The following is a 13,313-nucleotide window of genomic DNA, read 5'->3' on the forward strand; positions in this document are numbered from 1 at the left end:
TTTTTTTATGTCAAGATTCAGGTGTTTCAAACGAGAAAATAACGAAATGGAAGATTACCAAGCCGCTTTTATGCAGCGTCACCTTGATACTGAAATATTATGTAGAAAGGAATCGGAAAGAAGAGTAGCCGCTATGCACTTTGGAGGTGTAACTATTGAATGTTTATTAAAAGCAATGATTTTTGCTACCTTACCAAAGGGTGCAACTCAGGAATGGAAGACAGATTCTACTAATCCTGGGCATACTATTACTAATCCGGGACATAGTTACATAGAAGCATTAAATCGGCACAATCGACTTAAATCTAGAATTGTTCATTTTCCTGAAGTGCGAAAATGGCTTAATGAAGTGGAAAATCCTAATAGCCAAAATTTTATAGATATGCGTTATTGTGGCCTTGAGCCTGATGATGAAAGTTACAAACGCTGGTTAAAAGCTTATCAGAATCTCAAGGGGTGGTTACAAAAGCAAGCTACTCAACTTTAAAGAGGTGGTCAAATGCAGGAAAGTTGGCAGGTTTTGCTAAAGCAGGAAATTAAAAATCAGTATGTGCATAATTCAGACGAATGGGTTGATTTAAATATTTCTACATCAGGTTTATTGAATTTGACTGTTGTAAGCGATCGCTTTATTAATTTATCTCCTCCCCAGCGTAAAGAGCAAATCTCAAGCTTACTTAAATCTCAGGTTCCTCATTTATCTCCTGGATTTCTATCTTTATATACGCTTCAAGACGCACACTCACTGAATCTTTCACAGCCACAGGTTTTAAATGCAACCTCACTAAACACTTGGCAAGATTTAGCTATCCAAGCAGCAAATCCGCAAAATCAATTAACCGCACCCCAGCGCGAAGCTAGTTTACCCAGGACAGTGACATTTTATTCCTTTAAAGGAGGAGTAGGACGCACTACAGCATTAACTCATGTTGCTTGGATTTTAGCAATGCGGGGACGTAAAGTTGTCGCTGTTGATTTAGATTTAGAAGCACCGGGTTTGAGTACAGCATTTAACCTCAAACCACAACCAAAATATGGAATCGTTGACTATTTTTATGAGCGTTCCTACTTACCAGAAGGGGTAGAGCCAAATATTTCAATTGCAGAAATATTTGGTGAAGTGAGAATACCGAACGCTACAGGGAGGTTATTTGTTGTTCCTGCTGGTTTTCTTAATCTTGATTATGTTTCTAAGGTTGATGATCTACATGCTACTACTGTTATTGATGGAGATCAAAGTCTTTGGTCTGTTTTTAAGCGTGAAATTTACGAACAATTAAAACCAGATATTATCTTAATTGATTCGAGAACCGGAATTAATCAATGGGGAGCTTTATCATTAATCCAAGCTGCTGACGAAGCAATCATTTTCCTTTTCCCTAACGAACAAAATAAACAGGGTATAGAACTACTTTTACAATCGCTTCAAAGCCTGAAAAAATTATCAATTAATTTTGTTTTTTCTCCTGTACCTGATATTACTAAAACAGGCTTATCTAAAGTAAAAGAAATTTGCAAATTTTTGTTTGAAAGGATAAAAATCGTAACTAATGAAAATAATAACGAGGAAGACATAGATAATTATCAATCAAAAATAGAAGAACCTTTAGTAGTTCCTTACATACAGCTAATTGCTTTGGCTGACAACTATCCTATCCCAGCTTTACTAGATTACTATAATAAAATTGCCAATTTGATTGATGAAGAAACTGATGATCTCCAACGCAAAAATGTTTTAGCTAACTCGGAAAAACGCTGGACTATTATTGAAAGCCTGCAATTTCCTGAAGTAAATGCTGCTGATACAGAACATTTGGGTCTAATATTTCAGCGTACCACTGATTTTGAAAAATTTTTAGATGATACTACCTGTTTGATAAGAGGACGAAAAGGAACAGGTAAAACTGCTCTGTATTCGCTTTTTCTAAAACACAAAAGCGTTGGTCAAAAACTGGCTCATGGACGATTAGATAATACTGTATTTTTGTCAGCACATGGTAGATTTCAGGAAAGCCGTCCCACTCGTGATGAATTCCAAGTCATCCATCGGCATTTGCAGCAAAATGATGGAACATGGGAATCTTTTTGGAGAGCTTATTTACTGCTGAGATGTCATCAAGAAAAATTATTTAAATTCCCTAGAAATAATAAATTTAGCCGATTGAAAGAAATTATTAATAAGTTACCTACAGAAGGATGGCAGTATGAATTTACCCAAGCTTTACTACAACTGTCCACTGATTATGATTTGCGACTTATCGCCAAAGATGTCATAAATATAATTAATCAAGAAGCCCAAAAAAAATCTCAAAAACTGTGGTTTCTTTACGATGATTTAGATGAAGACTTTCGTCAAGCAGGAGAAGTAAGACAGCAAGCAATCACGGGCTTATTTCAATTGATTCAGTCTTGTGATGCCAACAGATTAACAGCAATTAGGTTTAAAGTTTTCTTGAGAGAAGATATATGGAATCGCTTAATTTTTGACAATAGAAGTCATTTCAATGGACGCGATATTCTTTTACAGTGGACTAGGGTTGATTTTTTACGATTAGCACTGCGCCAAGTAATACAATCTCAAAATTTCAAGAACTTGATTGATAAATTCTCTCCTATTGCTGTTGAAAGTATTGATCAAGCTAGTGAAGAAGTGATTGATAAAGCTTTAGAATTACTTTGGGGAAGTCGTCGGAGAACAGGAGACAAAGCTAAATATGTATCCAGATGGGTTTATGAAAGATTAACAGACTCAAGTGGTACTACCTTTCCTCGAAGTTTAAGCATATTATTAGAAGGAGCAAAAGAGCAAGAATTAAGCTATAAAGGAAAATCATCAATTCAACCACCTACCGACCGCTTACTGCGAAGTAAATCTTTAGAATTCGGGTTAAAGAAAGCATCAGAAAAACGCTGTGATGAAATCCGAGAGGAATATCGTGATTTGGCTAATTTTTTTGAATCCCTTAAGCTTAAATCAGCCTTTTTAACTCAAGATGAGTTACATACTATATGGCAAGATTCAGCACATGATATAGCAGATTTTGAAGAATTTGCTTCTTTTTTAAGTGAAATTGGCATTATTGAATGGCGCGAAAAAGAACAACGCTATAAATTTGCGGATATCTATGTATATGGTTTTGAAATGATTCGCCAAGGTGCAGTATAAAAATATTTTTGATTTTATACTTCAGGTTGTATAGAACTTCTCGCAGGCTTGAGTTTTAAAAGATTTGGCTCGGCAATTTTTGCGGGAGGATATTATGAAACAATCTGTAATTTCTCAAGATATTGCTTCTAATAACTTACGCGCTACATCACGAGCAATTTCTAAAGTTTCAGCAAAAGTTCGTCCTTGAGCTACTAAACCTTGAAGCTCATCAGATGTTGCTAAATAAACGCCTTCAGGTAATTTCTCAATGTGGATGTTTAGCAATCTTTCCATTATTGTATGTAGATGTTACTATTTGGAGCGGTTTAATTGTTATGATATCGCTTTTCTGAACTACAGCGATGTCTACAACGGGCTACGCCTACGCACTTCCACTTTTACATCAAAACCCGTGAGCCAAATTAATCCTGAAACAACCCCCTTACATACCTTAAACCCACTCAACCGATTTTCTGACAGAGCAGAGGATTATGTAAAATATCGACCAAGTTACCCCGCAGATGCAATTGATATTATCTTGGAAGGATTAGGTGAAAATTCACAACTCGTAGCAGCAGATATTGGTGCAGGTACAGGAATTGCTTCAAGATTGTTAGCTGAACGGGGAGTTAATGTCATAGCCATAGAACCAAACGCGGCGATGCGAGAAGCTGCTAAACCACATCCTTTAATAGAGTTTCGTGATGGAACAGCAGAATTTACCCAACTACCTGATAATTCAGTTGATTTAGTTACTTGTTTTCAAGCTTTCCACTGGTTCAATCCCGAACCAACTTTATTGGAATTTCACCGCATTTTAAAACCATCAACACGCTTGGCTGTGGTGTGGAATAACCGCGATCAAAAAGATGCGTTAACTACAGAGTATAGCCGAATAGTCCGCGAAGCATCTAATAATCATCCAGCAGAATCTCGAATGCAGGCGATAGAGCCACTGTTAGTAACTCCCCATTTTATTAACATCCAGGAATATAATTTTACTTATAGGCAACAGTTAGATTTAACTGGACTTATTGGACGAGCAATGAGTGTTTCTTATTTGCCGCATGAAGGTTCGGCATACGAACAGCTTATTGATAGGTTTCAAGAATTATATCAGCGCTTTAGTGATGAAAGTGGTTTTGTCTATATGGTCTATCGCACTAGCGTACACCTTGGCGAAGTAATTTAAAAATAAAAATTTCTAAATGACCTGCAACTCAGAAATAGCAGAAGGTTGGCATGGCAAACTTAATTTAGTCTATGCCGATCGCCAGGGTAAAACTCAATTAATTTCCAATCACCAACAAGCGCCCCTGAAGGTACAACGCCCATTTTATCCAGAAGGGGAAATTTGTCATAGCATAATTTTACACACGGCTGGGGGAATGGTGGGAGGCGATCGCTTATCCTCTAACATCCACCTCCAACCCCAAACCCAAGCCTTAATCACCACGGCGGCTGCAAGCAAGATATATCGCAGCAATGGCTTACAAGCTAGACAAATCATCCAAATGCAAGTTGATGCTGGTGCTTGTTTAGAATGGCTACCGCAAGAGACAATTTTATTTAACGACGCGATTTATCGGCAAGATTTACGGGTAGAATTAGCAACCGGGGGCAGTTGGTTAGGCTGGGAAATTACCCGATTTGGTCGCAGTGCTAGAGGAGAGAAATTCTTGCAGGGAGAATGGCGATCGCACACGGAAATTTGGCAAGAAGGTATTCCTTTATGGATTGATCGGCAATGGTTACAGGGTAGCGAAGAAACTTTTTATAGTCCTCATGGTTTGGCTGGAAAACCAATAGTAGGTAGTCTAGTTTGGGTTGGTGGTGCAGTTTCGGCAGAAATTGTGGAAAAAATGCGAAATTTATGGGATGGAGAAGGAGAAGTGGGTGTTAGTCGATTACAACATGGATTATTGTGTCGATATCGCGGTTCTTCTACTTCTGAGGTGAGAAACTGGTTTATTGATGTTTGGCAGTTGCTGCGAGTTTCTTTTTTGAATCGTGGTAATTGTATACCAAGAGTTTGGCAGGTTTGAACGAACCGCAAAGGCGCAGAGAACACAGAGGAGATAAGAATGCAACTTACGCCGCAGGAAAAAGATAAGCTATTGATTTTTACTGCTGCTTTATTAGCAGAAAGACGGAAAGGAAGGGGTTTAAAACTGAATTATCCCGAAGCGATCGCTTATATTTCTGCTGCTATTTTAGAAGGTGCAAGAGATGGGCAAACTGTAGCTGAATTGATGAGTTATGGTACAACTCTCTTAACGCGGGATGATGTCATGGAAGGTATACCAGAAATGGTGCATGATGTGCAGGTTGAAGCTACTTTTCCTGATGGCACAAAGTTAGTTACAGTACATAATCCAATTCGTTAAATTTACTTCATACTGTGTTACTTTGAAAAGAAAAAGTATAAAATTTACCACATAGCTAAAATTTTACTGCTTGACTACCGTCAAGTATAAAGGCAATGAATACAGGAAACCCTGGCTTTACAGCAACCATTATAACCACTGCTATAACTACTGCCTTTGCTGTTGTAGCCGGAATAGTTAATCACATTATGTCTGGCAACAGAGAGAGAGAAAATCAGCAGACAACTGCATCGTTAAAATATACTGAACAGCAGCTAGAAGAACTATATGGGCCACTTGCTTTTCTGATTTGGGAAGGTAGACGTACCTATACAGATTTAGTAGAAAAGTTAACAGAAATGCGGGGAAAAAAGCATATTTCAGGATCTCTGAAAGTAGTAGAAAAAGATGATCGTATAATTTTCCCATTGCGAGACGAAGAAGAAATTAAGCTGTGGGTTTTTTGGATAGAAAAAGATGCTTTTCCCCGCCACGAAAAAATCAAAAAGCTTTTGATGTCAAAAACACACTTAATTAAAGGTGAAATAATGCCAAACAGTTATCTAAATTTTTTGGATTACCATAATTCCTGGAAAATGGAACATCTGCGGTGGCAAGAACAGCAAATTAAATATCCGTGGAAATCAAAATTTAACTTCCCATTAAAATTTGAAACTGACATTATTGAAACTTTTACAGACCTCAAGGGTCAACAAGCAAACTTTTTAAAAGTTAACAAAAATTCGGCAAAAATAGTTAAAAAGCTTAACTCATCGAACCGCTAAGACTCCTTCTCTATGAGAGACTACGCCAACGCGAAGGAAGGAAGCGTCTCGAAGAGAAGAACGTCAGGAATTCGCAGAATGTGTGTAAGTCCTAATTTAAATTATTTGGGTTGATTGAATATGATCCCAGGAGAAATCATTATACCAGAAGGTAAAATTGAACTAAATATTGGTCGTCCAACTATAAAATTGCAAGTGTCAAATACAGGCGATCGCCCCATACAAGTCGGTTCCCACTATCACTTTTATGAAGTCAACACTGCCTTAAACTTTGACAGAGAACAAGCGCGAGGAATGCGTCTCGATATCCCCGCAGGAACCGCAGTCCGCTTTGAACCAGGCGACGAAAAAGAAATAACTCTCATCCCCCTAGTTGGTACTCGCCAAGTCTACGGCTTCAACGCCAAAATTAACGGAAACCTCTAAAAACCTCCGCGTACCTCTGCGCTTCCCTCAGCGTCCCTTTGCGTTCAAAAAAGGATTTTATATGCCTTACAGAATGGATCGCCGCGCCTACGCCGAAACCTACGGCCCAACATTAGGCGATCGCATCCGACTTGCAGATACAGAATTATTTATAGAAGTTGAACAAGATTTCACCACCTACGGCGACGAAGTAAAATTTGGCGGCGGAAAAGTCATCAGAGACGGAATGGGACAATCCCCCATTTCTAACGCCGATGGTGCTGTAGATTTAGTAATTACCAATGCCTTAATTCTCGATTGGTGGGGTATTGTCAAAGCGGATATCGGCATTAAAGACGGCAAGATTTTCAAAATTGGTAAAGCCGGAAATCCTTATATTCAAAATAATGTAGATATTATTATCGGCCCCGGAACTGAAGCCTTAGCCGGTGAAGGAATGATTCTCACTGCTGGCGGTATCGATGCCCATATTCATTTTATTTGTCCCCAACAAATTGAAGTTGCGATCGCTTCTGGAATTACCACCATGATTGGCGGCGGTACTGGCCCCGCCACAGGTACAAATGCCACTACCTGCACTCCCGGCCCTTGGAATATTTACCGAATGCTGCAAGCGGCTGATGCTTTTCCTGTCAACTTAGGATTTATGGGCAAAGGTAATGCCAGTCAGCCCCAAGGACTTGTAGAGCAAGTAGATGCCGGTGCAATGGGGTTAAAGCTTCATGAAGACTGGGGAACTACACCCGCAGCAATTGATACCTGCCTCAGTGTTGCCGATGAATATGATGTCCAAGTAGCGATTCATACTGATACCCTCAACGAAGCCGGATTTGTGGAAGATACGATCGCTGCTTTCAAGAATCGTACCATCCACACCTACCACACCGAAGGCGCAGGTGGCGGACACGCACCAGATATCATCAAAGTTTGCAGTCAAGCCAACGTTCTGCCATCTTCCACCAATCCCACACGTCCTTACACCCTCAACACCTTAGATGAACACCTGGATATGTTGATGGTATGCCATCATCTTGATCCTGCGATCGCTGAAGATGTCGCTTTTGCCGAATCTCGCATCCGTCGGGAAACCATTGCTGCTGAAGATATTTTGCACGACTTAGGCGCATTTAGCATGATTTCTTCTGACTCTCAGGCGATGGGAAGGGTAGGCGAAGTGATAATTAGCACCTGGCAGACATCTCACAAAATGAAGGTGCAACGGGGAACTCTTAACCCACAAGGAACAGAGCAAAAAGCAGACAATTTTAGGGCAAAAAGATATGTTGCTAAGTATACAATTAACCCTGCGATCGCTCACGGAATTGCTGAATATGTGGGTTCAGTAGAAGAGGGAAAATTAGCAGATTTATGTTTGTGGCGATCGGCGTTTTTTGGCGTGAAACCAGAAATAGTGATTAAAGGCGGAATGATTGCATGGTCGCAAATGGGGGATGCTAACGCTAGTATTCCTACACCGCAACCAGTGTATATGCGGCCAATGTTTGGTAGTTTTGCAGGGGCGCGTCATGCCACATCATTAACTTTTGTTTCGCAAGTAGCTTTAGAGAAAGAAATTCCCAGCCAGCTAGGTTTACAAAAAGCAGCAGTTGCAGTTTCTGGGACACGCCAATTGAGTAAGCGGGATATGAAGCTGAATGATGCACTACCCCACATTGAAGTAGATCCAGAAACATATCAAGTCAGGGCAGATGGTGAGTTGCTGATTTGTGAACCTGCGACAGTTTTACCAATGGCACAGAGGTACTTTTTGTTTTAATTCATGACCGAGCAACTTACTGATTACGATAGTCCTTGGAAAGAAGTTATTGAACTATATTTTCCCCGATTTCTAGAATTCTTTTTCACCCAAGCTTATGCCGAAATCGACTGGACGCGACCTTATGAATTTCTGGACACAGAACTGCAACAGCTAGAACCGAATGCAGAAATTGGGCGGCGTTTGGTTGATAAAGTCGCAAAAGTTTGGCTACTGGATGGAGAGGAAGCTTGGGTATTGGTTCATGTGGAAGTCCAAGGGCAATATGACAGCCAATTTGCCGAACGGATGTACACATATAATTACCGCTTGTTTGACCGTCATAAAAAGCGAGTCATTAGTTTAGCAGTTTTAGCAGATGAACAAGCAAATTGGCGACCTTCTAGCTACAGCTATCAACTGGGCGGATGTCGCGTCAGCTTAGAGTTTCCTGTGGCGAAACTGTTGGACTATGAGCAAGGGTGGGAAATCCTAGAGCAAACAACCAACCCCTTTGGTGTAATTGTGATGGCGCATCTCAAGACCAAGGCAACGCAACGAAATCCAGAAAATCGGCTACAGTGGAAACTAAGCCTAGTCAGACGCCTGTATGAACGGGGATATAGCCGGGAAGATATTCGGGAGTTATTTCGGTTTATCGACTGGATAATGGTTTTGCCAAAAGAGTTGGCACTTAGTTTTAAAACAAAAGTGAGAAGTTACGAGGAGGCAGATAGAATGCGGTACGTAACTAGTATTGAAAGGCTAGCAAAAGAAGAAGGAATTGTTGAAAATGCGAGAGAAAGCATCATTACAGTCCTAGAAACACGATTTGGAGAAGTGCCAAGCTCTATTGTCGAAGTTATCAATAAGATAGAAGAACCATCTGTGCTAAAAATGCTTCATAAAAGTGCGATCGCAATTCCTTCCATAGCAGAATTTCAGCAAGTTTTAGATAGTCTTACCTCTGGGGAATGAGCATAGTGGCTGATTGCCAGATATCCATTGTTTTATTTGAAGGAATGGTGTCTTGTTTACTTGTTGCACACTCACTTTCATTAGCAAAATGTGGAAAAAAGTTTAAAATGCAAAATTAGAAAATCTCTATGTTCTTTTCCGTTTGTAATTTACTTATTGGTAATATAGGAATCATATTTGATTTCTGAAAAAAACTACGAGATAATACGGACAGAATATTTGTCTAATAGCTAACAATGATAAACCAGCATCTACAAGCCGCGATCGCAGAACTACAAGAATTTATAGATGATCGCCCAGATGCGCGTGAGGTGAGGAAAGCGTTGGCAGTCAAATTGGTTTATCAAGGCTACAAGTATGAGGAAATTCAAACAATTTTAGATGTGTCACTGGGTTCGATAACAAGCTGGAAGCAAGCTTATGAGGAAGATGGAATTTCGGGACTGCGCCTGAACCACAAGGGAAAAAAAAGTTACTTAACTGCTCAACAACGAGAAGAAGTTTTAAGTTGGTTGCAAACAAAAGAATGTTGGGAACTTGGTGAACTCGAATATAAATTGGCTTTTGAATATGATGTAACTTATGAGTCAAAGCGGAGCTATTATGACTTATTTGATGCGGCAGGAATTAGTTGGAAGAAAACTACTTCTTTAAATCCAAAAGCTGACGAGGACGCTGTTGCTGCAAAAAAAAAAGAGATTGAAACACTATTGGCAAGGCATCGGCAGGAAATTGAAGAAGGAAAGTTGAGAGTATTGCTGCTTGATGAGTGTCATTTAATGTGGGGAGATTTAAGTGGGTATGTCTGGGGAAAAACTGACCAAGAAATAGCAGTGAGAGTTGTTAATATACGAGACAAACAGACATACTACGGGGCAGTTGACTATCTGGAGGGAAGCTTACTACTAAAAGCGTATAACGCAGGTAACTCAGAAAATACAATTGATTATCTACGTTATTTATTAGATCAGTCCCCCAATCAAAGATTACTTCTTTTTTGGGATGGTGCTTCTTACCATCGTTCACATCTGGTTCAAAACTTTTTAGGCGAGGTAAACCAAGATTTGTCTCAAGAGGAGTGGAAAATTCACTGCGTCCGCTTTGCTCCTAATTGCCCGTCACAAAATCCAATTGAGGATATTTGGTTACAAGCTAAAACCTGGGTGCGGCGTTTCTGTGCCTTGATTCCTTCGTTCTCACATCTCAAATGGATGTTTGAGTGGTTTATCCGGCACACTACCTTTGATTTTGCGACTCTTCAAATGTACGGAGCTTTTTCAGAAATCAAATATTAGTCCTATAGCAAGTTATGCTCAATTTCTTGTCTAAGTTTCTCACTAATATTACAATCGCTGTCTAAGCAGTTTACCAGGAGTTTGTTACTATTATAATACTGATTTAGTAGTTTAGCTTGTCTATAACTGAACTGCCAGTTATGACCAATATTACGATGTTCAATCATCAAAGCTATTAACTGCTCAGTCCAAGCTTGGCTATTTTCCTGCCACCATTCTCCAAATCCTTCTAATTTTTCAAATAGGTATTCCCATTCTGGTATTGCCTGATTGAGTTTATCTCGTAGCAACTGCAATGCAGTCTTAAAATCTGATTGAAAAGAAGAAGATAAATCAATAGCCTTTCCAAGAAAATCGTCAATATCAGCTAGCTTACAACAAGTATAATCCCGATCAAGAAACGCTTGTACACGGGATGATTTATCAATAGTTTCATCATGAATATCAGTAGCATCAAGACGTTGAGAAAAAGCATTAGCTAGGTCATCACTTAGAACAAGACTATTTGTGAGAACCTCATTGAGTAACCAATCTACCTCTATATCATCTAAAGTATCTTCTGAATCCCATCCAAGAGCATTATCTAAATCATATAAAGTATTTCCTGAATCCCCTTCAAGAGTATTATCTAATTTATTTTGTTCACTATTTAAGATCATTTCAAAATATAATGCTCTTATAGCTGCTGGCTTGTAAAAATATTCAAACGAACTAGATTTATGAGCAAGCCATTCTAAAAAATGTTGTAATTTTTCATCGGAAGCGGCTAATTTATCAACTTCTCGCTTCATTAACAATACTAAATTATCTGCTTTTTCCATAACTCCAACGGTTAGTAAAAACACCTCTTGCCAGCGTTTTTCATTGATATGTTTTACTAAATTTTCATACGCTAAAGTAGATACAATTTTTCTAGCGCAGAAATACTCTTGAAAAGTCAGATGCGAAAAAGAATAAATTCCTTTTGATCTTTCCACCAGTAAACCATGTTGGGCTTCAATAGATTTCAAAACAGCTTCGCTATCAAGTTTCAAAACCTCTGGTTCTAAATTAAAAGATTGTAAATTACTGATAAACTTGACGATATATGCCTCTACAGTTTTTTGTTTAAAGAAATAGTCTTTCTGCTCAAAGGTAGTAAAAGCAATTTCGCTGAGTAAATCTTCTTTACAGTCCAACGATAAATTTTGATAAATTTGATTGCGCTCAATATTACGTTTAGCATCCCATTTCTTAAGCAATATATCCAAACCTTCTTTATAAAGTTCTGAACGGTTCGCTGGAAAATCTTCGTTTTCCTCAAATATCAAACACAGTAAGGTCAGCAATAGTGGATTAGTTGCCAGATCAAAAATCCGTTTGTTTGCTTGTAGTTTTTCAATAAATATTTCAGCTTTCACTTGACAGTTTAAGCTGAACCAGTTGTGAGCAAAAATAGCAATCTGTTCTTTGTCAAAATCTGCCACTTCTACTTCAGTAAACGGTTCAAAGGTGTATTCTTTGGCAGCTATCCGACAGGTTATAACAAATTGATTGGTGTGGAACTGTTCGGAAATATTCCGAGTTTGCCATAAAATACGCTTTGTATCTTCTTCTCTAACTTCATCAAGACCATCCAGTAAAACCAAAACTTTACCCTGTCTCAACAGCTGCTCAGTTTTCACGCTGCTATTTTGGATACCACAGATAAATAATTGTTGAGTAATGTACTGGAGAATATCTAGCTGTTTAGGGTCTTGTGCAAAGTCTTTGAGGATGATGAATACGGGAACTCGGTTTGTCAAAAACTGCCCTTCGATACAGTGCATCGCCAAATACTTCAAAAATGTAGTCTTTCCTGCGCCCGGTTTACCTAAAACCATTAGTTTATTGTGATGCTGCACTGCTTTTAGCCCTGGCACGCGCTTCTCACTGGGTTCATGAAGTCCAAAATGATCAAAGTCTTCCCGATCAAACTTTTGCAGCAGTTGCCCAATTTTCACTCGCCTGCGTTTTGTGGTTTTCTCCAGAATGTTGACGTTAGTATAGATGCCTCGCTCTCCAGTTAACTCAATAGGCTGATCCATATCCAGCACACGCATCGTTCCACACTTTTCTTTGATGCTGGGTTTAATCTTTTCCCGGATTTCTTGAACTAGAGCATCAATATCATCCTCTGCAATGTCAGCAGTTGAGCCACCAGAAGGTTTCTGCTGGGAATATCGCTTTTCAAGATACTCTCGCAAGCGGCTTTCTTTCACAGGCCCACTGCCGCAAATACTGAACTTTTTGTAAACCCCCGTTAGAAAACTGTTGAGATTGCTGTTAGAGATGTTAAACGCTTGTGTAACTTGAACTCGACTCTTGCCACTACTGAAGATTTCTAAAAAGACTGCCTTTTCTCGGTTTGACAATTCGCTGTATTGCTCTAGTTGTGTTAGGAAGTCTCTTGGTAACGACATATACCTAGTGTGAAATCGCCTTAAAGTTCAGTCTAGCTTGCGTTTGCAGAAATTGGCGGCTAATCAAGATATGTCAAGACAAGTCAATGTAAGTCACTACAAGTCAAATAAATAACTA

At 39.2% G+C, this 13,313-nt stretch carries 11 protein-coding genes and 1 pseudogene; 10 read left to right on the forward strand and 2 right to left on the reverse strand.

The window, feature by feature from the left end; translation table 11 throughout:
* Positions 1–46: 46 nt before the first annotated feature.
* Both HUN01_RS21325 and HUN01_RS21330 read left to right on the forward strand, forming a co-directional pair.
* Entirely contained in the window at positions 47–487 is a 441-nt protein-coding gene (locus tag HUN01_RS21325) for a hypothetical protein (RefSeq protein ID WP_181927877.1), read from the forward strand.
* A 12-nt stretch (positions 488–499) separates the two neighbouring features.
* Positions 500–3,166, forward strand: a complete 2,667-nt coding sequence (locus HUN01_RS21330; RefSeq protein WP_181927878.1) for a ParA family protein — start codon at positions 500–502, stop codon at positions 3,164–3,166.
* A 114-nt stretch (positions 3,167–3,280) separates the two neighbouring features.
* On the opposite strand, the gene HUN01_RS21335 is transcribed toward HUN01_RS21330, so the two are convergent.
* Positions 3,281–3,442 (reverse strand): type II toxin-antitoxin system HicB family antitoxin, encoded by a 162-nt coding sequence (locus HUN01_RS21335; protein ID WP_181927879.1) that lies wholly within the window; start codon positions 3,440–3,442, stop codon positions 3,281–3,283.
* Between the two features lie 118 nt (positions 3,443–3,560).
* Between HUN01_RS21335 and HUN01_RS21340 the strand changes: the two genes are divergently transcribed.
* From HUN01_RS21340 to HUN01_RS21375, 8 genes and pseudogenes are all read left to right on the forward strand, one after another.
* Entirely contained in the window at positions 3,561–4,340 is a 780-nt protein-coding gene (locus tag HUN01_RS21340) for a class I SAM-dependent methyltransferase (protein ID WP_238846405.1), read from the forward strand.
* A gap of 16 nt (positions 4,341–4,356) precedes the next feature.
* Positions 4,357–5,193, forward strand: a complete 837-nt coding sequence (locus HUN01_RS21345; RefSeq protein ID WP_181927881.1) for an urease accessory protein UreD — start codon at positions 4,357–4,359, stop codon at positions 5,191–5,193.
* A 39-nt stretch (positions 5,194–5,232) separates the two neighbouring features.
* Positions 5,233–5,535, forward strand: coding sequence for an urease subunit gamma (gene ureA, locus HUN01_RS21350; RefSeq protein WP_012407584.1), 303 nt, complete (start codon positions 5,233–5,235; stop codon positions 5,533–5,535).
* A gap of 95 nt (positions 5,536–5,630) precedes the next feature.
* Positions 5,631–6,299 (forward strand): hypothetical protein, encoded by a 669-nt coding sequence (locus HUN01_RS21355; protein WP_203219492.1) that lies wholly within the window; start codon positions 5,631–5,633, stop codon positions 6,297–6,299.
* Positions 6,300–6,419: 120 nt separating this feature from the next.
* Positions 6,420–6,725: an urease subunit beta gene (locus HUN01_RS21360; RefSeq protein ID WP_181927882.1), complete on the forward strand. Its 306-nt coding sequence runs from the start codon at positions 6,420–6,422 to the stop codon at positions 6,723–6,725.
* Between the two features lie 61 nt (positions 6,726–6,786).
* Entirely contained in the window at positions 6,787–8,502 is a 1,716-nt protein-coding gene (gene ureC, locus HUN01_RS21365) for an urease subunit alpha (RefSeq protein ID WP_181927883.1), read from the forward strand.
* 3 nt (positions 8,503–8,505) lie between these two features.
* The gene (locus HUN01_RS21370) at positions 8,506–9,459 is read left to right on the forward strand and encodes an RpnC/YadD family protein (RefSeq protein WP_181927884.1); all 954 of its coding nucleotides are present in this window, start codon (positions 8,506–8,508) and stop codon (positions 9,457–9,459) included.
* 260 nt (positions 9,460–9,719) lie between these two features.
* Positions 9,720–10,754 (forward strand): annotated as a pseudogene (locus HUN01_RS21375) (IS630 family transposase); the annotation flags it as partial.
* Between the two features lie 2 nt (positions 10,755–10,756).
* Here the strand turns inward: HUN01_RS21375 and HUN01_RS21380 are convergent.
* Positions 10,757–12,835: an NACHT domain-containing protein gene (locus HUN01_RS21380; protein ID WP_238845526.1), complete on the reverse strand. Its 2,079-nt coding sequence runs from the start codon at positions 12,833–12,835 to the stop codon at positions 10,757–10,759.
* Positions 12,836–13,313: the final 478 nt, after the last annotated feature.

Source organism: Nostoc edaphicum CCNP1411 (genome assembly GCF_014023275.1).
In the GTDB taxonomy this organism is placed as follows: domain Bacteria; phylum Cyanobacteriota; class Cyanobacteriia; order Cyanobacteriales; family Nostocaceae; genus Nostoc; species Nostoc edaphicum_A.